Origin of the sequence: Serratia sp. root2 (assembly GCF_031931805.1) — a bacterium.
Taxonomy (GTDB): Bacteria; Pseudomonadota; Gammaproteobacteria; order Enterobacterales; family Enterobacteriaceae; genus Serratia; species Serratia inhibens.
In genome coordinates, this window is sequence record NZ_JAUJXB010000005.1 from 106,488 (window position 1) to 127,464 (window position 20,977).

The window sequence follows — 20,977 nt, forward strand, 5'->3', positions numbered from 1 at the left end:
CAATTGTTCACCTTAGCAACGATAAGGTGTTGTTTCAGCACATTCTGATATTTCGTTTTTGGGTTGTCGCCGCCCCCTGCGCTCTATACCCTAAATAATTGGCGTTGCATCCAGGCGGCAAGCGCGCTCATCCTCAGGAGCTTAGTAAACTAAGTGACTGGGGTGTGCGGGCGCGGCCAACACAGATGCAGCTTCAAGTATGACGGGTATATAACCTCTTATTAACATGCAAATATGACACAACGTCGGGCACCGTTTTGAGCACTAAAATCGGCTGGATAGATAACCTGCGCGCGGTGGCGTGCATGATGGTGGTGATGATCCACGCTACCACCTATTACGTCACCAACGGCATGGCGGTGGGGGAACATAACTGGGACATCGCCAACGTGCTGAACGGCATGTCGCGCGTGTCGGTGCCGCTGTTTTTCATGATTTCCGGCTATCTGTTTTTCGGCGAGAAAAGCGCCGGCAAAAAACATTTCATCCGTATTGGCTGCTGCATCCTGTTCTATAGCCTCGTTGCGCTGGTCTATATCGCGGCCTTCACCAAAATCGGCTTCTGGCCGTCGCTGCGCGGCATGCTGCAAAAACCGGTGTTTTATCACCTGTGGTTCTTCTATGCGATTGCGGTGATTTATTTGCTCTCGCCGCTGATCAGCGTCAAACCGGTCTCGCGCCGTTATCTGGCCGGGGTACTGGTGATCCTGGCGGTGATCGCCAACCCCAATACCCGTGCGGTGACCGTCGGCAACGCTCACCTGCTGCCGGTCAATCTGTATATCTACGGCGACACCTTCTATTACCTGTTGTACGCGCTGGCCGGGCGGACGATTGGCATGATGGACACCGGGCGGCGCGGCATCAGCTGGCTGGCGGCGCTGGGTTTTGTACTCAGCGTGGCGTTGATCGTTCGCGGCACCAAAAGCCAGATGTTCATCAACGGCAGCTTTGCCGATACCTTTTACATCTACTGCGGCCCGCTGGTGTTTATCGCGGCGGTGTCGCTGCTGGTATGGTTTAAAAACTGCCTGCCGGACCCGATCGGCTGGCTGGGCGTTTTTTCCCGCCATTCGCTGGCGATCTACGGTTTTCACGCCATTATCGTCAACTTTATGCGCAGCCGGCATCTTGAGCTCACCGCTCATCCGCTGCTGGATATCTTCTGGGTATTCGGTGTGGCGCTGGCGCTCAGCCTGCTGCTGTCGATGGGGCTGCAAAAGCTGGATGTTCGAAGGCTGGTGTCATAACGGGTTTTGCCCGCGCTGTTGCGCGCGCCGCAGCTGGCGGCCGGACGAGAACCCTGCCGCCAGCGCCGCTTTCTCAAGCCCGTAACCTTGTTGCAGCCGCTGTTGCGCCACGGCCAGCCGCAACTGTTCATGATATTCCCGCACGCTGATGCCGATATGGCTGCGAAACAGCCGCGCCAGATGGCGGCTGCTGACGTGGGCTTTTTCCGCCACCTGCGGCACCGACCATTCGGCCTCCGGCTCGGCGGCCATCACGTCCTGGGCGCGGTGTACCGCCGGGTGCAGATGATTGCGATAGCGCAGCCACGGCGAAAGCTGCGGGTCGTCGCCGGAACGGCGGAAATACACCACCATTTCGCGGGCGACTTCCGTCGCCCGGGTTGCGCCACACTGGCGGTTAATCAGGTGCAGCGCCAGATCGATACCGGCGGTAATGCCGGCGCTGGTGTAGACGCTGCGGTCTTCGACAAAAATACGATTTTCTTTCACCAGTGCTGCCGGCGCCTGCAGGCGCATGCGTTCGATCACGTCGTGATGGGTGGTGCACTGGTAACCGTCGAGCAAGCCGGCCTGTGCCGCCAGCAGCGCGCCGGAACAGACGCAGACCAGCGTAATGCGCCGGTTTTGCAGATCGGGTTGCAGCGCCGCCAGCCAGCGACGGGCCTGCTCGGCTGGCGGATTGGCAAAGTAGCGCGCCGAATCGCTGACCCCCGGCACCACCAAAATAGCGCCGTCTTCCAGCCGGGCGGGCAGCGGCTCCAGCCGACTCAGCGTCATGCCGATGGAGCAGGTCACCTGCGGCTCCGGGCCGATGTAATGCAGACTGAACGTTCCGGCCAGGCGCAGGGTTTCGGCCGGGCCACTGACGTCCAGCGACAGCACCTGGGGCAGCATCAGAAAGTAGACGGCCTGCGGCATTATGACTCCTGTGACAGTTGCGCCAGCACCTCATCCACGCTGGCGAGCTGGGCGAAACGGTCGACCAGCACCGTCTCAGTATGCCGCTTGAGCTGTTCGGTGGTAAAGACCTGGCCGTCGGGGTGTTGCATCGGGAACGTCAGGGTCGCCTCGGTGACGAAGGTTACCCGATAGCCGAGATCGCTTGCCACGCGAGTGGTGGTTTCGCAGCACTGCTCGGTACGAATGCCGGAGATAATCAGGTGATTGATCTCCCGTTCACGTAGCCAGGCGTCCAACCCGGATTCGGTCAGCGCGTTATGCACCTGCTTGTGCACGGTAACGTCCGCCTGGTGGCTGAGGAACGGCAGGCGCTGCACAAAGCCGGACGCCAGCGAGAATGGCCCCTGCGGGGAAACGTGGAACACGTCGACCAGCGCCACGCCCTGCCGGCGGCAGCCGTCGATTAATTCTGTGAGCGCCTGCTGGAAAGCGGGCAGATCGTCCTCTTGCCAGAAAGGGCGATGCTGGAATGATTGCTGAACATCGATGATCAATAATGCGCTGTGTGACATTTTCGGCCTCCGCCTGTGGGGTATGACGCCATACTGCGCCGTTATCCTGCAGGTAAGAAGGCCAAAAACGGCCATCATGATGGCATCAGCGGACCAGCATCAGGCTTTGCTGACCTGGCCGGCGACCAGACGCCCCCGATGGAAGGTGGCGCGGCGTGCAGGCAGGCGAGCCACCGCCTCGGCGGAGCAACTGGCGTCGATCAACACGAACTCCGCGCTGTCGCCGGCTTTGGGCCACGTACGTTGGCCTTTGTCGTTCAGCGGCAGCACGCCGCCGGTGGAAATGGCCAGGGCGCGCGACAGATGGAACTCATCCGAACCGCGATACAGCTGGGCGTAGAGATTGGCTTTTTCCAGAATGTCGCCGGTACCGAACGGCGACCAATGGTCGATCACGCTATCGGTGCCGGTCATCACAAATACCCCTTTTTCACTGAGCTGCGGCAGCGGCATCATCAGCCCGCCGATCGGCACCGTGGAGGCGATGGTGATTTGCTGCGCCGCCAGGCGGGTGGCGGTTTCCGCCAGCTCATTCGGGTTCAGCGTGGTCAGGGCGAACGCGTGGCTGATGGTGACCTTACCGCGCAGCGCCGGGTTTTTTTCTACGGTGGCGATCATGTAGTTAATCGCCGCTACCCCGGCGGGGCTGGTTTCATGCAGGTGGATATCGACGCCTTTGCCGGTGTCGAGCGCAATCTGGAACATCGCGTCCAGCGACGCCTCCATCGCGCCGTCGACGTTGGTCGGATCCAGCCCGCCGACGTATTGGACCCCCATCTGCATGGCTTCGCGCATCAAGCCGTCGACTTTAGAATGCAACAGGCCGTGCTGCGGGAAGGCGACGATTTCGCAGCTGAAATCGGCCCGGTGATTTTCCAGCGCACGTTGCAGGTGCTCCAGGCTTTTCAACCCGCTGACCGGATCGATATTGCAGTGGCTGCGCGCCACGGTGCTGCCTTTGGATTGCAACAGGGCGATCAGGTTTTCCGCGCGCTGTTGCGAGGTCGGCAGCAGCTTGGGGATCAGCGTTTGTTCCAGCGCGATCATGTCCATGATGGTTTTGCCCTGGCGTGGGCGCGGTGCCTGCCACGGGCCGCTGTAGAAGGTTTTATCCAAATGGATGTGCATGTCGCGAAACGCCGGCAGCAGCAACTGACCCTGGGCCTGATAGCGCGGCACGCCCGCGATCGGCGCCGTATCCGCCGCGTGGATGGCGGCGATGTTGCCGTCTTTGATTTCCAGCTGGTAGAGCGCGGTACGGGTGCCGATCACCGTATCGCCATCGTATTCAAAACCGTCTTCCAGCCGCACGTCGCTCAGCACGTAGTGATGGTCGGTCAGGGTCATGGGTTTAGCCTCCGGCGCACAGTGGCCGCCAGCCTGCGGTGCGGCCTGCGCCACGCCGCCGGTCAGCCCGATTACCGCGCAGGCGGTGGTTAGCTTGCCGGTTTGGCTGAGGAAAGCTCTGCGGCTTTGTTGTTGGGTTTTTTCCACGTTCAGTTCCTTAATCCAGAGGTGAGGTGCGTCAAAAAACACCCACCAATTTAGGAGAGGAACTCGTAGGTTGGCAGCGACATTTGCCACTGGCGACTATTCGATTTGGTAATAATGAGGGGGGCAGGGTTACTGCCCCCGCGGCCTCACATCAGCGGCAACAAACAGGCATACAGCTCGCGGAAGGTGCTGCGCCGCGCGGCATAGTACCGATGGCGATCGGCATCCGGTTCGTGCAGTTGTTCCAGCGGCAATTCGGGCAGCAGGTCGCTCAGCGGGCGCTGCGGATTCAGGGCAATCTGCGCCAGGCGCGCCGCCCCCAACGCCGGGCCGACGTCGCCACCGGTGCGGTATTCCAGCCGTTGGCCGCTGATATCCGCCAGCATCTGCCGCCAGAACGGGCTGCGTGCACCACCGCCGATCAAGGTGATGTTCGAAGGCTGCAGGCCGCTGGCATGCAGCACGTCCATGCCGTCCGCCAGGGCAAAACCGACGCCTTCGAGCACCGCGCGCGCCAGATCGTTCGGCCCATGCTGGTGGGTGAGGCCCCAGAACGCCCCTTTGGCGTTGGGATTGTTATGCGGCGTGCGTTCGCCGGAAAGATAAGGCAAAAACCACAGCGGGGCGTCCGCCGGGGGGGCCTGTTCGACGTTGCGCAGCAGAGTGGCGACGTTGTCGACATGGGTCAGTTTGCAGACCCAGTCCAGGCAGGAGGCGGCGCTGAGCGTCACCGACATCAGGTGCCAGGTGTCGGGCAGCGCATGGCAGAAGCTGTGCACCGCGCTGGCCGGATTGCTGAGAAAACCGTCGCTGACCGCAAAGTAAACGCCCGAGGTGCCGAGCGACAGCATGGCTTGCCCGGCCTGATACAGCCCAACACCGATCGCCCCGGCGGCATTGTCGCCGCCGCCGGCCACTACCGGCACCGGCGGCATCCCCCAGCGCCTGGCCAGCTCGATGTGGGTCTGGCCGGTGATTTGATTGCCTTCGAACAGCTGCGGCATGTGGCGGCGCGACAGGCCGCAGGCGGCCAGCATCTCGTCGCTCCAGTCGCGCTGCGCTACATTCAGCCACCCGGTGCCTGCGGCGTCCGACATATCGCCGGCGAATTCACCGGTCATGCACCAGCGCAGATAATCTTTGGGTAACAGCACTTTATCGATCTGGCTGAACACATGCGGCTCGTACTGTTGTACCCACAGCAGCTTGGGTGCGGTAAAGCCGGGCATCATCAGGTTGCCGGTAATGTGCCGCGATTGCGGCACCGCCCGCTCCAGCGCCTGACACTGCGCGGCGCTTCTGCCGTCGTTCCACAGGATAGCCGGGCGCAGCACCTGTTGGCGGTCATCCAGCAGCGTGGCGCCGTGCATCTGGCCGCTGAGGCCAATGGCCTTCACCTGTTGCAGACTGTGCTGCTTGCCCAGCGCCAGCATGGCGCGATCGGTGGCGTGCCACCAGTCCTGCGGCGCCTGTTCCGACCACAGGGGATGGGGACGGGAGATGGGCAGCGCTTCACTCTGGCTGGCGAGCAGTTGACCCTGCTCACCGAGCAAAATGATTTTTACGCCGGAGGTGCCGAGATCGATGCCGATGTACATGATTGAGATCCTTTAAAGCGCGGCGGACGGTGCGCCGCGCGGGTCAGTTAACCGAACAGGTAGCGGTTCATCAGGTTCTCGAGCTGTTCCTGACGGCCGCTGGCGTGCTGCGGCGCCAGTGCATGCTGTTCAGCGTACTGCGCCAAGGCTTCCAGCGACAGTTTGCCCTGCAAAATTTGCTGGCCCAGCTCACCGTTCCAGCCGGCGTAACGTCGGGCGACCTGCTGAGGAAGCTGGCCGTCGGCCGTCATTTTGGCCGCCACTTTCAGCGCCAGCGCCATCGTGTCCATCGCACCGATATGGCCGTAGAACAGATCGTATTTGTCGGTGCTTTGGCGGCGGACCTTGGCGTCGAAGTTCAGGCCACCGGTGGTGAAACCGCCGGCCTTGAGGATTTCGAACATCACCAGAGCGTTCTCCTCCACACTGTTGGGGAACTGGTCGGTATCCCAGCCCAACTGCGGGTCGCCGCGGTTGGCATCGACCGAGCCGAAGATGCCGAGCGCGATGGCGCTGGCGATCTCATGGTGGAAGGAGTGCCCGGCCAGGGTGGCGTGGTTGGCCTCGATATTGACCTTGATCTCCTTCTCCAGCCCGAACTGCTTCAGGAAGCCGTACACGGTGGCGACGTCGTAGTCGTACTGGTGCTTGGTGGGTTCCTGCGGTTTGGGTTCGATCAGCAGCGTGCCCTGGAAGCCGGTTTTGTGTTTGTGCTCGACCACCATTTGCATAAAGCGGCCAATCTGCTCGCGCTCCTGGCGCAGATCGGTATTCAGCAGGGTTTCGTAACCTTCGCGCCCGCCCCACAGCACGTAGTTCTCGCCACCCAGTCGATGAGTGGCGTTCATGGCGGTGAATACCTGCGTGGCTGCCCAACTGAACACTTCCGGATCCGGGTTGGTGGCCGCGCCTGCGCCGTAGCGCGGATGGGTAAAGCAGTTGGCGGTGCCCCACAACAGCTTCACGCCGCTGCTTTGCTGCTTTTCCGCCAGCACGTCGGTCATTATCGCAAAGTTATTCAGATACTCTTTCAGCGAAGCGCCTTCCGGTGACACGTCGACGTCGTGGAAGCAATAGTAGGGCACGTTCAGCTTGTGGAAGAATTCGAACGCCACGTCGGCCTTGCGTTTTGCCAACGCCAGCGCATCGCCCGGCTGCTGCCAGGGCCGATCAAAGGCGCCGACGCCGAACATGTCCGCGCCGTTCCAGCAGAAGGTGTGCCAGTAACAGGCGGCGAAGCGCAGGTGGTCGGCCATGCGTTTGCCGAGCACCAACTCATCGGGATTATAGTGGCGGAAAGCCAGCGGGTTATTGCTGTCGGGGCCTTCGTAGCGAACTTGCTCAAGCTGATCAAAATAGGATTGCATTTTCGACTCCTGGGTAGCGATGCCCGGTTTACGGGATGCATTTATCTTCGGAGTTAGAACCCTGCGGCTCAATTACGTTATTTCACTCTTAAATTCACAGAATTATTAAATGTGCGGCAGATCTCATAATAGGCATTTAAGCGCGTTTCATTTGAATTTTATGGCGCACGACAGTGCTTTTCAGGGTGAAAGCATGACCGCCATCATAAAAACAACATTAAACCAAAAAACATAATTCGCCGGTAAAAATCTGTAATTGCCGAATAGTAAATAACCGACAACAATCCTTAACCAGTTCGTTTCAATTATTACCCTTACACATTAAATAACAAAGGTATATAAGATGAAATTAAAACCCCTGTTCCTTTCGGTCTGCGCGCTGTTGGCGCTGGCCAGCCAACCGGCCCTGAGCAAAGAAATCAAAATCGGCATGGCGATCGACGATCTGCGCCTGGAGCGCTGGCAAAAAGACCGCGATATTTTCGTCGGCAAAGCCAAGGCATTGGGGGCGGACGTCTTCGTTCAATCGGCCAACGGCAATGAAGAAACCCAGATGGCGCAGATAGAAAACATGATCAACCGCGGCGTCGACGTGCTGGTGATTATTCCCTATAACGGCCAGGTGCTGAGCAACGTCATCAGCGAGGCCAAGCGGGAAGGCATTAAGGTATTGGCTTACGATCGCATGATCAATAACGCCGATATCGATTTCTATATCTCCTTCGATAACGAAAAGGTCGGTGAACTGCAGGCGCAAAGCCTGGTGCAGCGGGTGCCGCAGGGGAATTATTTCCTGATGGGCGGTTCACCGGTGGATAACAACGCCAAACTGTTCCGTCAGGGCCAGATGAAGGTGCTGCAACCCTTGATCGACAGCGGGAAAATCAAGGTGGTGGGCGATCAGTGGGTTGATGGCTGGCTGCCGGAAAATGCATTGAAAATCATGGAAAATGCGCTGACCGCCAACAGCAATCATATCGACGCCGTGGTGGCCTCCAACGACGCGACCGCCGGCGGGGCGATCCAGGCGCTGGCCGCGCAGGGGTTGGCGGGCAAGGTGGCCATTACCGGCCAGGACGCCGATCTGGCGGCGGTGAAGCGTATCGTGGCCGGTACCCAGACCATGACGGTCTACAAGCCGATCAGCAAGCTGGCCGATGAGGCGGCGAGCATTGCCGTGCAACTGGGCAAAGGCGAAAAACCCAAATCCAACGCGACCCTGAATAACGGCGTCAAACCGGTGCCGGCCTGGTTATTGACGCCGATCCCGGTGGATAAATCGAATATCGACAGCACCATTATTGCCGACGGTTTCCATAAAAAAGCCGACCTTAATTAATACCGACATCCGGTGACGCGGAGGGAATAATGCCCTGCCTATTGGAAATGAAAAATATCACCATGCAATTCGGCGCAGTCAAGGCCGTGGATAATGTCAGCCTGCAACTGGAGGCCGGTCAGGTATTATCGCTGTGCGGTGAAAACGGGTCGGGAAAATCCACGCTGATGAAAGTGCTGTGCGGAATATATCCGCACGGCAGTTATCAGGGCGATATTTATTTTTCCGACGATGTGTTAGCGGCAAAAAATATCCGCGACACCGAGAAAAAAGGCATTGCCATCATTCATCAGGAACTGGCGTTGGTGAAACAGATGACGGTGCTGGAAAACATGTTTCTCGGCAACGAACAGTGTCGCCGTGGCGTGATGGATTACGACGCCATGTACCTGCGCTGCCGGCGCATGCTGGCCCAGGTCAAGCTGGAGGTGGATCCCAATACCCGCGTCGGCGAGTTGGGGCTGGGGCAGCAGCAATTGGTGGAGATCGCCAAGGCGCTCAACAAGCAGGTACGGCTGCTGGTGCTGGATGAACCGACGGCGTCGCTGACCGAAAGCGAAACCGCCACGCTGTTGGCGATCATTCAGGATCTGCGCGATCACGGCATCGCCTGCATTTATATTTCGCACAAGCTGAACGAGGTGAAAGCGATCTCGGATCTGATCTGCGTGATCCGCGACGGCAAGCATATCGGCACGCGGCCGGCGGCGGAAATGAGCGAAAAAGACATTATCGCCATGATGGTGGGCCGCGAACTGACCGAGCTGTATCCGCAGCAGGAGCATGCGATCGGCGACGTGATTTTGCAGGTGGACAACCTGACCGCCTGGCACCCGGTGAACCGCCATGTCCGCCGGGTGGATGAGGTGTCGTTCAGCCTGCGGCGCGGCGAAATTCTTGGCGTCGCCGGGTTGGTCGGCTCTGGCCGCACCGAGACCATGCAGTGCCTGTTCGGCGTCTATCCCGGCCGCTGGCAGGGCAGCATCCGCATTAACGGCCTGCCGGCCATTATCAATAATTGCCGGCAGGCGATGCGCCACGGCATCGCCATGGTGCCGGAAGACCGCAAGCGCGACGGCATTGTGCCGGTGATGGGCGTCGGGGCGAATATGACGCTGGCGGCGCTGAGCGATTTCAGCGGCGCATTGACGGTGATCGACGACGCGCAGGAGCAGGCGACCATTCGTCAGTCGCTGGCGCAACTGAAGGTGAAAACATCGTCGCCCGAGCTGGCGATCGCCAGGCTGAGCGGCGGGAACCAGCAGAAGGCGATTTTGGCCAAATGCCTGTTGCTGAAGCCGAAAATCCTCATTCTGGACGAGCCGACCCGGGGCATCGATATCGGCGCAAAACAGGAAATTTATAAATTGATCAATCAGCTGGTACAGCAGGGTATCGCGGTGATCGTGGTGTCTTCGGAACTGCCGGAAGTGCTGGGCCTCAGTGACCGCGTGTTGGTGATGCATCAGGGGCGTATCAAAGCGTCGCTGGAGAACCGGGGTTTGACCCAGGAACAGGTGATGGAAGCCGCATTGAGGAGTGAAACCGATGTCGAAAAGCACGCAGTCTGACGCGATAACGCAGGAAATTACCGAGAAAAAGCCCATCCTGAAGCTGAAATCCATCAATTTTCAGGTGCTGGTGATGCTGGCAGCGATCGCCGTCATTATGCTGTTCTTTACCTTTACCACCGAGGGGGCTTATCTCAGCGCGCGCAATGTCTCCAACCTGCTGCGCCAGACGGCGATTACCGGCATTTTGGCGGTGGGCATGGTGTTCGTGATTATTTCGGCGGAGATCGACTTGTCGGTCGGTTCGATGATGGGGCTACTGGGCGGCGCGGCGGCGATTTTTGACGTCTGGCTCGGCTGGCCGCTGCCGTTGACCATCGTGGTGACGCTGCTGGCCGGCCTGCTGTTGGGCGCCTGGAACGGCTGGTGGGTGGCGTACCGCAAGGTGCCGTCGTTTATCGTCACGCTGGCGGGCATGCTGGCCTTTCGCGGCATTCTGATCGGCATCACCAACGGCACCACGGTAGCGCCGACCAGTGGGGCCATGTCGCAGATCGGCCAGAGCTATCTGCCGAGCGGTGTGGGTTTTGGCATCGGCGCGGTCGGGCTGATGCTGTTCGTCGCCTGGCAATGGCGGCGACGCAGCCGACGCGCGCAGCTCGGGTTGCCGGTGGCCGCGGTGACCGGCGACGTGACCCGGCAAAGCATTCTGGCGGTGGTGGTGCTGGGGGCCATTTATCTGCTCAATGATTATCGGGGCGTACCTACGCCGGTACTGATCCTCACCGCGCTGATGCTGGCGGGGATATTCATGGCCACTCGTACCGCTTTTGGCCGCCGGATTTATGCCATCGGCGGCAATATCGATGCCGCGCGCCTGTCGGGGGTCAACGTCGAACGCACCAAACTGGCGGTGTTCGCCATCAATGGCCTGATGGTGGCGATTGCCGGGCTGATCCTCAGTTCGCGGCTGGGCGCCGGCTCGCCGTCGGCGGGCAATATCGCCGAGCTGGATGCCATCGCCGCCTGCGTGATTGGCGGCACCAGCCTGGCCGGCGGCATCGGCAGCGTAGCCGGCGCGGTGATGGGGGCGTTTATCATGGCGTCGCTGGATAACGGCATGAGCATGCTGGACGTGCCGACCTTCTGGCAGTACATCGTCAAGGGTGCGATCCTGCTGCTGGCGGTGTGGATGGACTCCGCCACCAAGCGCCGGGCATAAGAATATATCCTTCATACTTGAAGCTGCATCTGTGTTGGCTGCGTTATTCGGCCCATCCCTGGGCCTCACCCCTGACGGGGCCGCTGCAAGCAGCGTTCAAATCTACCGGGAGTAGATTTGTCACTCACCCGAATCACTTACTTTAGTAAGCTCATCGGAATGAGTTCCTTTGCCGCCTTGATACAACTCCAATTATTTTGGATATAGCGTTTGAGCTCACAGTTATGAGTTGACGTATGCTGCTCTCGCAGATAATACCCTATAGCTTTCAAGTTGCAGCTAGGCGACCAACTCGCTCATCCCCAGGCGCTTACTTGAGTAAGTCACTGGGGTGAGCGAGTGCAGGCAACAACGCTGCAGCTTGAAAGATGACGGGATGGTTATGCTATCCCAGAGAGCAGTTTATTTATCGGGGATGCCGCATGTTCGCGAAGCGCTTTCGCATTACGTTACTGTTCAACGCCAATAAAGTGTATGACCGCCAGGTGGTCGAGGGCGTCGGCGAGTATTTACAGGCTTCACAGTGCGACTGGGACATCTTTATCGAAGAGGATTTTCGCTGCCGTATCGACAACATCAAGGATTGGTTGGGCGATGGGGTGATAGCCGATTATGACGATCGCGAGATTGAGCGGCTGCTGCATAACGTCAATGTGCCGATCGTCGGCGTTGGCGGCTCCTATCACCGTGAAGAGGACTACCCGCCGGTGCACTATATCGCCACCGATAATCAGGCGCTGGTGGAGGCGGCGTTTATGCACCTGAAGGAGAAGGGGGTCAATCGCTTTGCCTTTTACGGCCTGCCGGCGGAAGGCGGCAAACGCTGGGCGCAGGAGCGCGAACAGGCCTTCCGCCAACGGGTGGCGGCGGAGCAGTATCAGGGCGTGGTGTATCAGGGCATGGCCACCGCGCCGGAGAACTGGCAGTACGCGCAGAACCGGCTGGCGGATTGGGTGCAGACCCTGCCGCAGCAGACCGGCATCATCGCCGTGACCGACGCGCGGGCCCGCCATTTGCTGCAGGTGTGCGAGCACCTGGATATCGCGGTGCCGGAGAAACTCTGCGTGATCGGCATCGATAACGAAGAGCTGACGCGCTACCTGTCGCGGGTGGCGCTGTCGTCGGTGGCGCAGGGTACCCGGCAGATGGGTTACCGCGCCGCCAAGCTGCTGCATCAACTGCTGGACCGCCGCGAACTGCCGCTGCAACGCATTTTGGTGCCGCCGGTGAAGGTGATTGAACGCCGCTCCACCGATTTCCGCTCGCTGCGCGATCCGGCGGTGATTCAGGCCATGCATTACATCCGTCATCACGCCTGCAAGGGCATCAAGGTCGAGCAGGTGCTGGATGCGGTCGGCATGTCGCGCTCCAACCTGGAAAAACGCTTTCGGGACGAGACCGGCGAAACCATCCACCATATGATCCATCAGGAAAAGCTGGAGCGCGCCCGTAATCTGCTGACGGCGACTTCGCTGACCATCAACGAGATCTCCCAGATGTGCGGCTACCCGTCGCTGCAGTATTTCTATTCGGTATTCAAAAAAGGCTATGACGCAACGCCCAAAGAGTACCGCGAACGCCACGGCGAAAGCGGGTATTAAGAGGTGTAGCCATAATGGCTACAAATGTAGTTAATCAGGCTACATCGCTCTTCTCACACCAACCCGCAGAATGCCCTTAGCCGCTCGGCCAGCTCCGGGGTGGCGGCGGGTGCGCTGTCGCGGTAGTAAAGCGCCAGCTCGAAGCTGCCGACCGGCGGTAACCCTTCGGCGATGCCCAGCACCCGGTGGCTCGGCAATCGGCAGCCGGCCGGCAACAGGGTGACGCCCAACCCGGCGGCGGAGGCGGCGGTGAGTGCCGCCAGGCTGGCGCTGCTGTAGCCGATGCGCCAGCGTTTGCCGAGGTTATCCAGCGCCTGACACAGCTCCTCACGGTACAGGCCGTTGAGCGGAAACACCGCCAGCGGCACCGGGGATTGTTCGATCGCCGGAAAGGCCAGGCTGTCGAGCCACAGCAGCGGTTCCGGCCTGGCGGCGCGCGGCGGCTGGCTGCGGCGCTGCTTGACCAGGATCAGATCCAGCTCTTCGCGGGCGTAGGCGCTGTGCAGATCGGCGCTCAGGCCGCTGGCGACGTCGAGGCGCAGGTGCGGGTGCGCACGGCTGAATTCCGCCAGCAGCTCGGTGGTCGGCACCGCGAAATCCTCCGGCATCCCCAGCCGCAATACCCCGTCGCGCCAGATGCCGGTCAGCGCGTCGTGCGCCTCTTCATTCAGCGCGATAATCCGCCGCGCATAGCTCAGCAGCTTGACGCCCTCTTCGGTCAGCAATACCTGATGGGATGAGCGCTCAAACAGCGGCTTGCCGAGCATCTCCTCCAGCCGCCGCACCTGCTGGCTGACGGTCGATTGCGACAGGAACACCCGCTCTGCGGCACGGGTGAAGCTGCCGCTGTCGCAGACCGCGACAAAGCTGAGCAATAACTGCGGATTGAACATCGGGTAACGATTCATTTTCCCACTGCCGGCTATTTTATTATTTAATTTCCCAATACTAGCGGCGATGCCTACAGTAACGCAACGCTGTGGCGCACAGGCTGTGACGCTGCACTCTTCATCCCGCAAGACCAGGATTATGCCGTGTTGAATCATTCCGTTTCCCCCGCCACCCCGCGCCGCTGGTTTAACCCGCTGCTGTGGGCGCTGGTGCTGATTGGCCTGAATATGCGGCCCTTGTTGACCTCTATCGGCCCATTGCTGCCGACGCTGCGGCAGGCCACCGGGCTGAGCTTTGGCGGCGCTGCGCTGCTGACCACTTTGCCGGTGCTGATGATGGGGCTGATGGCGCTGGCGGGCGGGGCGATCAACCGCCTGTTCAGCGAACGAACCAGCGTGGTGCTGAGCCTGCTGGCGATCGGCCTCGGTGCCGCCTGGCGCGAACTGGCGCCGGGCAGCGCGCAACTGATGCTGAGCGCGGTGCTGGGCGGGCTGGGGATTGGGGTGATCCAGGCGGTGATGCCCGGGATTATCAAGCATCACTTTCTCAAGCAGATGGCGTTGGTGGCCGGGCTGTGGTCGGCGGCGCTGATGGGCGGTGGCGGACTGGGAGCGGCGATAACGCCGTGGCTGATGAGCGCCGGGCATGACTGGCACGGCGCGCTGGCCTGGTGGGCCGCACCGGCGCTGGTGGCGTTGATCGCCTGGTGGCCGGTCAGCCGTGGGTTGGCTCGCCTTGCGCCGCCCGGCGCTTCTGCCGGCCCGAGCCTGCTGTTCAGCCGCCGCGCCTGGCTGCTCGGCGCTTATTTTGGTTTGATTAACGGCGGTTATACCAGCCTGATCGCCTGGCTGCCGCCGTATTACATGCAGCTTGGCTGGCAGCCGCAGGCCAGCGGAACGCTGCTGGCGCTGATGACCTTCGGCCAGGTGATTGGCGCGCTGTTGCTGCCGGCGGTGGCGCGGGCGCAGGATCGTCGGCCGCTGTTATTGTTGGCGCTGGTGATGCAACTGATTGGTTTTATCGGCCTGATTTACCTGCCGCAGACGCTGCCGTGGCTATGGGTACTGATCGCCGGCCTGGGGCTGGGCGGTGCCTTCCCGCTGTGCCTGGTGCTGGCGCTCGATCATATTCCGCACCCGGCGGCGGCGGGGCGGCTGGTGGCGTTTATGCAGGGCATCGGTTTTCTGCTGGCGGGGGTGACGCCGTATCTTTCCGGCCTGCTGCGCGATTACAGCGGCGGCTTTACGCTGGACTGGCAAATCCATGCGCTGCTGGTGGTGGTGTTAATCGCCATCACCGGGCGTTTTCATCCGCGCAGCTACCGGCGGGCATTTAGCGAATAATATTTCTGTCATTGCGGCTCCCTATAGTGACGTTGCTTTTACCTCGGGGCGATAACAACAATTAGGGAACCATGACATGCACATCACCAAAACCCGTTTGGCGCTGTTGGCCGGCTGTATGGCGTTAAGCGGCAACCTGTGGGCCGACGCGCAGCCGGCGCAGGCGATACTGGCCGGGCATGCGCTGCTGCCGGTTAAATCCAGCATCTCCGCGCCACAGGATGCGCCGACCGATTTGCGGCAAAGCGGCAAATACACCAGCGGCAAACGTGTCACCGAATTGGGCAGCGTGGCGGGCAAATCGGCCGATCGCATGACCGGCATCGGCCTGCCGATCAACGGCCAACCCTTGCAGGGCCATTCCGGTATCAAGCACATGCCCGACGGCACTTACTGGGTGCTGACCGACAACGGCTTTGGCAGCAAGGCCAACTCGCCGGACGCCATGCTGTATCTTAATCATTACAAAATCGACTTTAGCACCGGCACGGTCACGCCGCTGAAGACGGTATTCCTGCACGACCCGGACCAGAAGGTGCCCTTCCATATCATCAATGAAAGCACCGAAAAACGTTACCTGACCGGCAGCGATTTCGATCCGGAAAGCTTCCAGTTCGCCGACAATGCGTTGTGGATCGGCGACGAGTTCGGTCCTTACCTGATCAAGGCCGATCTGAACGGCAAAGTGCTGGAGGTGTTCGACACCAAGGTGGACGGCAAGGCGGTGAAATCGCCGGACAACCCGACGCTGACTCTGCCGGGCGCACCAGACGGCAAACAGAACTTCCAGGTGGCGCGTTCCAAGGGCTTTGAAGGCATGGCGGCGTCACCGGACGGCAGCAAACTCTACCCGCTGCTGGAGGGCGCGCTGTGGGACGGCGAGAAGTTTGAAAACGTCGACGGCAAACGCTACCTGCGGGTGCTGGAGTTTGACGTGAAACAGCAGGCCTGGACCGGGCGCAGCTGGCAATACGTACTGGAAGACAACCAGAACGCCATCGGCGATTTCAATATGATCGACGCCACGCACGGCCTGGTGATTGAGCGCGACAACGGCGAAGGCACGCCGGACAAAGCCTGCGCTGCGGGCGCACCGACCGACAACTGTTTCAGCCAGGTGGCGAAGTTCAAACGGGTGTATAAAATCGCCTTCTCAGACGCCAACGTCGGCAAACCGGTGGAAAAACTGGCGTATATCGATCTGCTGAACATTCAGGACCCGAACAAGCTGGCGCGCAAACCGCTCAATAACGGCGTACTGACCTTCCCGTTCTTCACCATTGAAAACGTCGACGTGGTGGATGGCAGCCATATCATTGTCGGTAACGACAATAACTTCCCGTTCTCTTCCAGCCGCCAGCCGAACGTGGCGGACGACAACGAATTTATCCTGCTGGACGTGAAAGATCTGCTGAAGCCTTAACCCCGCCGGCCTCCGGTATCGCTGCCGGGGGCCACCGCTATTCCTTCTTACTTAGCGCCAGAGATAAACTGCGCTATAATCAGCCTCTTGCTTCTGACTCCCGAAGGAAGATCCTCGTCCCCGGTGGGGCGGCCGGACTTCAAATCCGGTTGGGGCCGCCAGCGGTCCTGGGCAGGTTCGACTCCTGTGATCTTCCGCCAACGCTTGTCCTGATAGCTCCCGTAAAGTCCGTAAAAACACTATAAATCAATATATTGGTTGCGTTGTTTATCCGTATAAGTCTGTCTGCTACTGCCTGAATCCGTGAAAAATGTGTATAGTGATGCGTATAGATTTTTTATACACAGAATCCACTTATACACATGCTCCTAACTGACATACAAATTCGACGCTCTAAACCGCAGGAAAAGCCCTACACCCTCAACGACGGCCAAGGCCTGTCCCTCCTTATCAATACTGACGGGAGCAAAGGTTGGCGTTTTCGCTATCGCTATGCCGGAAAAGCCAAGCTGATGTCCTTTGGCACCTACCCTTTGATAACGCTGGCCGAAGCGCGAGAAAAGCGCGGGGAGGCCCGTAAGCAGGTTGCGAATGGCATTCCAATCGCATAGAAAAAGACGCAAAATCTCTCCTGTAGCAGCCTCTTTTGCATAATGCCATTGTACGAACCAATTTATATTTAAATGAAAAACTCATCTTCGCTTTTTCCTATACTTGTCATCCTATATGACTTTTATTATATATTTTTTATTCTCAATGCTAAGCCCAGAAATAACTTCGATGCCATGTTGAGGATGCAATAGTTTATATTGGAAATTATCCTCTATATCATTCATAAAAAGGTATTTATTACGATTATTACCGGGAGAATTACTTTCTATGTTTCTGACCTCAACTTTCCCTCTGTTGAAAGTTTTAAGTCTACAGCTACCTTGTGGTATTTTTACAAGACGGGCACCAAGTTCAGCTTTTATTTCATTGATTGCAGGTTTTGTTTTTTTGAGTGGTTTATGCCATCGATGATTGTCATCAATTGTTCGCTGCTGGCGAGTGGCGGATGTTTGTCGAACAGATCGATCTGGGTAAGCTTGTCACAGATCGTTCAAAATTATCCCCGTTTTCTTGTTGTGGTACTCGTCACGCCAGATAGCTTCGAGCAGTTTTCACTGCGGCCGCCACAATATCGCGGGTGTCTTGGGGGTTCTACGCTGGAACCACCTAAATTTCCGGTAGGCAAGTTCTAGGGATTACAAGCGGAGACCGTCCAAAATGTGTCATGTTTTCCTCCTAATTATTAACAACGTAAATATTAACAACACAAAGTGATATTGGTGCTCTGACAACCAGGTTTTTATTTAATATGTTGATTTAAAATTAAAAAAATAATATTTCCCATGTGAAATTACAACCAATCTAAGTAATGTAGACTCGAAAAACATAAAAGCCGCCTCAGTAATGATTAAATTTTCTAATTAAATATGTTGAAAAATTTTCACGCATGGGTTATTGATTAATCGCTTTGCACAAAATTCTATAGGTTAGTATCATCTTCAAAAGGAGTTGTTTATGAAAGTTATTGATTCATCATTATTAGACAATATTTCTGGCGGCCGTGGAAATAATGGTGGTGATCGTTCTGATAACGGTGGTGGTCGCGGTGGCGCTAACGGTAATTCTGGAAATGATCGTCAACATAATAGCTATACTCAATCCAATCGGGGTAGCGGCAGCCAAGCCAATCATTTCGGTCGTCCGGGAGGAATGAAGGGCGGAGATTGTGGTTGTACTGGTGGCATGCGTACTTGTTAAGATAAATTTAAACATCACAAGGAGATATGCTCTCCTTGTGATATCTAAAATATTCTAAGGATAAGCATGAAAAAATTTAATTTTATCTATAATAATGAAAAATATTTTCTCTATGATGAACGTAAAAGAAATGAAAATGAATTAGAGAAACTAATGGGCAAAGGTTTTCAAAAAGTAGAGGTTGAGGCTGAATCCAAAAAAGAAGCGGTGAAAAAATTCAAAGAAAAATTAGGTGAAAATAGCAAGTCCCTTGAGGAATATACAAAAGATATATCATTTTCTTCTATTATTGAGGTGTTTTTAAGATAAAATGGAAAGACACACTCTAAAATACAATCTGGCAATGGGGGGGGGCTATGAAGATGTGAGTCTTAAGCAAGCTATAGATATTATAAAGAATAAAAACTTTAAAAGGATTAAGGTTCCCGACAATATCCACTTTGTCTGGATAGGTGATCTGTACTGTGCCGATATATCATATATAAAAGTATGGAGTGATATTAATAAAGATAAATCGTTATTTTTATGGATCGATTCATCTTCCTCTTTTATTAAATGGTTTCAGCGGGCTTTAAAATCATACTGTGATAGTGACTCTGGTAAGAAAGACATTTTAAAACTCCAGAATGATGCTTTTAAGTATATCTGGCATAAAATAAAAAATGGGGTTGGATTTAATGATGCCGCGCATGAATTTCTTAAGAATATAAATATTGAAGATGTTGGCTGCGATTCTTACTCTAATAAAGAAATATCAGACCGCATAAAAATAATGGATATACAAGAGTTGTTTGATGTTGAGTTCAGTGAGTATAAGAAATTTTACTATTATGAGCTAATATTAAGAGGTAATTTGGCATGTGCAAGTGATGTTATCAGAATTTTGATATTGTACAAATATGGTGGAGTATATATAGATATAGATACACTTCCTTACCTTGAAAGTATTTATCAGAAAACAAATGCTTTGTTAGATAAACTCGATATCCGTCATGATGAAAACGTTTATTTAGCTAAGTCCCATGCTTTCTTGTGCAAGTTTAATTATGAAAATGAAGCCTTGATGAATTTTAACGACTATTTAAAAAAAATTAAATATGTTAGTGATGTTGATATTAGCGATATTTCCGATGCATTAATATCAGACATTAATAACTCTGAGGTTCATCAACTTCCGGCCCTAGGTGATATCTATGTCTATGATGGGTTAATATCAATAAGTACAGTAGCATTTATTGGCGGTGTGTTTTTTAATAACATAATTGCGTCGGCTCCTTGTTCTCGTTTTTTGAAAACTTTACTTAAAAGAGTAGCATTTAACTATCACTATATTGAAAGGCATAATAAAATTTTTGAAGGTAATTTTGTAGTATCTTCTTTACAGGACAGGAGCACTACTTTTAGTTTCTTGCTAAATTATAGACATGATGTAATTTCAAAAAATGAGTTCGTAACATTCTATTTGTCCGGGCCAAGGTTAGTATCTAATACAATATATCGAGTAATATGTAAACTTACTGGCCTACATAGAATCTTGTCAACCGAGAAACTCGCTAAACTTATGCAAAATGACGATTTAGGGGTAGGGTTTCAAAAGCAAACTTTAGACACACCGTTAGGTATCAAATCCTCTTGGAGAACTAGGAATGAATAAAACTGGAATCAGCGCATTAATAATAGTATGCAATGCTGAAAATTCAATATTAAGAACGATAGATTCTATTATTGATGTTACGGATGAAATTGTCATTGTTGATACAGGCTCTGTTGATAATACTTTAGACATAATCCCTAAAGAAAATAGTAAAATAAAAACATATAATCATCGATGGGACGATGACTTTTCAAAATCTCGCAATTATGCAATAGAGCTTGCATCTGGCCCTTATTGTTTTGTTATTGACGCTGACGAGTATTTAGCAGAGGAAAGTCGAAAGGGATTTAGAGAGAATATATATTCGCTATTTGATGGGCAGGAACTTACTCTATACTCCCCTACTATTGATAACATGAATGGTTCTATTTTGCGGAATAATGCAAGGATATTTATGAAGAGGCCATCCTTGAGATATAAAGGGTTTGTTCATGAGTATCTTTTTGAAGATAACTACAATATAAAACACGCACCGGAAATAATAATAAACCATACGGGGTATTTAGAGTATAGGAACCTAGAAGGGAAGAGAAAAAGAAATCTACAGCTTCTGAAACGTCAGTTGGATGAGGCGCCAACGGAGTTAAGGTGGAAGTATTTTATGCTTAGATATTTGGATTTAAATGATAAGCAATTTGAAGATATCCTTGACGAGTTTGGGAAAGTACCCCTACCTTACAGTCATGATATTGAAGTATATGCACTGAACGTGAAGTCGAGGCTTATAATATATCTCTTAGACAAATCTGATTTTTATGAGGCATATCGTCATGCTGATGAACTATTAAAGTTTTATAAAGATAAAAATAGTTGTTTACTCCACTTCATTTCTCTATATTTAATGTCTACGCAACGCTATCATAATGATATGCTTCATTTGGAAAAAATTCATAGTAATATTGATAATTATCAACAAGACGAATTCATAACTGAAACTATAGATGAACAAGCTGTATCATCTATTATGAATAAATTCTTACGAGATATTGATTTTATAATTTAA

The 20,977-nt window shown here is 55.2% G+C and carries 17 protein-coding genes, 1 tRNA gene and 1 pseudogene; 13 read left to right on the plus strand and 6 right to left on the minus strand.

The annotated features are described in order from the left end of the window. Nucleotides 1-257 precede the first annotated feature (257 nt). On the plus strand, nt 258-1,250 hold the full coding sequence (locus tag QZQ97_RS19945; protein WP_311994863.1) for an acyltransferase: 993 nt from the start codon (nt 258-260) through the stop codon (nt 1,248-1,250). Here QZQ97_RS19945 and QZQ97_RS19950 read toward each other — a convergent pair. The 5 genes from QZQ97_RS19950 to xylA form a co-directional block, all read right to left on the minus strand. Continuing rightward, entirely contained in the window at nt 1,245-2,168 is a 924-nt protein-coding gene (locus tag QZQ97_RS19950; RefSeq protein WP_311994864.1) for a GlxA family transcriptional regulator, read from the minus strand. The two genes, QZQ97_RS19945 and QZQ97_RS19950, sit on opposite strands and share 6 nt — an antisense overlap. Next, nucleotides 2,168-2,722, minus strand: coding sequence for a cysteine hydrolase family protein (locus QZQ97_RS19955; RefSeq protein ID WP_311994865.1), 555 nt, complete (start codon nt 2,720-2,722; stop codon nt 2,168-2,170). The genes QZQ97_RS19950 and QZQ97_RS19955 overlap by 1 nt, the downstream gene beginning before the upstream one ends. A 99-nt stretch (nt 2,723-2,821) precedes the next feature. Continuing rightward, a complete protein-coding gene (locus tag QZQ97_RS19960) occupies nt 2,822-4,216 on the minus strand; it encodes an amidohydrolase family protein (protein WP_311994866.1) in 1,395 nt (464 codons plus the stop codon). A 146-nt stretch (nt 4,217-4,362) separates the two neighbouring features. Next, entirely contained in the window at nt 4,363-5,814 is a 1,452-nt protein-coding gene (xylB, locus tag QZQ97_RS19965; RefSeq protein WP_311994867.1) for a xylulokinase, read from the minus strand. A gap of 47 nt (nt 5,815-5,861) precedes the next feature. Then, a complete protein-coding gene (gene xylA, locus QZQ97_RS19970) occupies nt 5,862-7,181 on the minus strand; it encodes a xylose isomerase (RefSeq protein ID WP_311994868.1) in 1,320 nt (439 codons plus the stop codon). A gap of 343 nt (nt 7,182-7,524) precedes the next feature. Here xylA and xylF point away from each other — a divergent pair, with 343 nt between their 5' ends. From xylF to xylR, 4 genes are all read left to right on the plus strand, one after another. Continuing rightward, nucleotides 7,525-8,520: a D-xylose ABC transporter substrate-binding protein gene (gene xylF / locus QZQ97_RS19975; protein WP_311994869.1), complete on the plus strand. Its 996-nt coding sequence runs from the start codon at nt 7,525-7,527 to the stop codon at nt 8,518-8,520. A gap of 29 nt (nt 8,521-8,549) precedes the next feature. Further along, the gene (locus QZQ97_RS19980; protein ID WP_311994870.1) at nt 8,550-10,091 is read left to right on the plus strand and encodes a xylose ABC transporter ATP-binding protein; all 1,542 of its coding nucleotides are present in this window, start codon (nt 8,550-8,552) and stop codon (nt 10,089-10,091) included. Continuing rightward, entirely contained in the window at nt 10,069-11,253 is a 1,185-nt protein-coding gene (gene xylH, locus QZQ97_RS19985) for a xylose ABC transporter permease XylH (RefSeq protein ID WP_311994871.1), read from the plus strand. Before QZQ97_RS19980 ends, xylH begins: the two co-directional genes overlap by 23 nt. A 422-nt stretch (nt 11,254-11,675) precedes the next feature. Further along, on the plus strand, nt 11,676-12,854 hold the full coding sequence (gene xylR, locus QZQ97_RS19990) for a D-xylose utilization transcriptional activator XylR (RefSeq protein WP_311994872.1): 1,179 nt from the start codon (nt 11,676-11,678) through the stop codon (nt 12,852-12,854). Nucleotides 12,855-12,907: 53 nt separating this feature from the next. Here the strand turns inward: xylR and QZQ97_RS19995 are convergent, their stop codons facing one another. Further along, a complete protein-coding gene (locus QZQ97_RS19995; protein ID WP_311994873.1) occupies nt 12,908-13,762 on the minus strand; it encodes a LysR family transcriptional regulator in 855 nt (284 codons plus the stop codon). 126 nt (nt 13,763-13,888) lie between these two features. Here QZQ97_RS19995 and QZQ97_RS20000 point away from each other — a divergent pair, with 126 nt between their 5' ends. The 8 genes and pseudogenes from QZQ97_RS20000 (at nt 13,889) to QZQ97_RS20035 (ending at nt 20,977) form a co-directional block, all read left to right on the plus strand. Next, on the plus strand, nt 13,889-15,088 hold the full coding sequence (locus tag QZQ97_RS20000; protein WP_311994874.1) for a cyanate transporter: 1,200 nt from the start codon (nt 13,889-13,891) through the stop codon (nt 15,086-15,088). A 76-nt stretch (nt 15,089-15,164) separates the two neighbouring features. Beyond that, nucleotides 15,165-16,511, plus strand: coding sequence for an esterase-like activity of phytase family protein (locus tag QZQ97_RS20005; protein WP_311994875.1), 1,347 nt, complete (start codon nt 15,165-15,167; stop codon nt 16,509-16,511). A gap of 105 nt (nt 16,512-16,616) precedes the next feature. Continuing rightward, nucleotides 16,617-16,711: transfer RNA gene (locus QZQ97_RS20010), tRNA-Sec, on the plus strand. 162 nt (nt 16,712-16,873) lie between these two features. Further along, nucleotides 16,874-17,110 (plus strand): annotated as a pseudogene (locus QZQ97_RS20015) (Arm DNA-binding domain-containing protein); the annotation flags it as partial. Between the two features lie 967 nt (nt 17,111-18,077). Next, nucleotides 18,078-18,320, plus strand: a complete 243-nt coding sequence (locus QZQ97_RS20020; protein ID WP_158307038.1) for a hypothetical protein — start codon at nt 18,078-18,080, stop codon at nt 18,318-18,320. A 66-nt stretch (nt 18,321-18,386) separates the two neighbouring features. Beyond that, complete coding sequence (locus QZQ97_RS20025) at nt 18,387-18,629, plus strand: hypothetical protein (protein ID WP_013810986.1); 243 nt, start codon at nt 18,387-18,389, stop codon at nt 18,627-18,629. Between the two features lies 1 nt (nt 18,630). Beyond that, complete coding sequence (locus QZQ97_RS20030) at nt 18,631-19,974, plus strand: TcdA/TcdB catalytic glycosyltransferase domain-containing protein (protein WP_311994876.1); 1,344 nt, start codon at nt 18,631-18,633, stop codon at nt 19,972-19,974. Further along, on the plus strand, nt 19,967-20,977 hold the full coding sequence (locus QZQ97_RS20035; RefSeq protein WP_311994877.1) for a glycosyltransferase: 1,011 nt from the start codon (nt 19,967-19,969) through the stop codon (nt 20,975-20,977). Before QZQ97_RS20030 ends, QZQ97_RS20035 begins: the two co-directional genes overlap by 8 nt.

Bases quoted from the DNA above. Each gene is read 5' to 3' on its own strand.
- QZQ97_RS19950 (WP_311994864.1), bottom strand. From the start codon at position 2,168: ATGCCGCAGGCCGTCTACTTTCTGATGCTGCCCCAGGTGCTGTCGCTG.
- QZQ97_RS19955 (WP_311994865.1), bottom strand. From the start codon at position 2,722: ATGTCACACAGCGCATTATTGATCATCGATGTTCAGCAATCATTCCAG.
- xylB (WP_311994867.1), bottom strand. From the start codon at position 5,814: ATGTACATCGGCATCGATCTCGGCACCTCCGGCGTAAAAATCATTTTG.
- xylA (WP_311994868.1), bottom strand. From the start codon at position 7,181: ATGCAATCCTATTTTGATCAGCTTGAGCAAGTTCGCTACGAAGGCCCC.
- xylF (WP_311994869.1), top strand. From the start codon at position 7,525: ATGAAATTAAAACCCCTGTTCCTTTCGGTCTGCGCGCTGTTGGCGCTG.
- QZQ97_RS19980 (WP_311994870.1), top strand. From the start codon at position 8,550: ATGCCCTGCCTATTGGAAATGAAAAATATCACCATGCAATTCGGCGCA.
- xylH (WP_311994871.1), top strand. From the start codon at position 10,069: ATGTCGAAAAGCACGCAGTCTGACGCGATAACGCAGGAAATTACCGAG.
- xylR (WP_311994872.1), top strand. From the start codon at position 11,676: ATGTTCGCGAAGCGCTTTCGCATTACGTTACTGTTCAACGCCAATAAA.
- QZQ97_RS19995 (WP_311994873.1), bottom strand. From the start codon at position 13,762: ATGAATCGTTACCCGATGTTCAATCCGCAGTTATTGCTCAGCTTTGTC.
- QZQ97_RS20005 (WP_311994875.1), top strand. From the start codon at position 15,165: ATGCACATCACCAAAACCCGTTTGGCGCTGTTGGCCGGCTGTATGGCG.
- QZQ97_RS20020 (WP_158307038.1), top strand. From the start codon at position 18,078: ATGAAAGTTATTGATTCATCATTATTAGACAATATTTCTGGCGGCCGT.
- QZQ97_RS20025 (WP_013810986.1), top strand. From the start codon at position 18,387: ATGAAAAAATTTAATTTTATCTATAATAATGAAAAATATTTTCTCTAT.
- QZQ97_RS20030 (WP_311994876.1), top strand. From the start codon at position 18,631: ATGGAAAGACACACTCTAAAATACAATCTGGCAATGGGGGGGGGCTAT.
- QZQ97_RS20035 (WP_311994877.1), top strand. From the start codon at position 19,967: ATGAATAAAACTGGAATCAGCGCATTAATAATAGTATGCAATGCTGAA.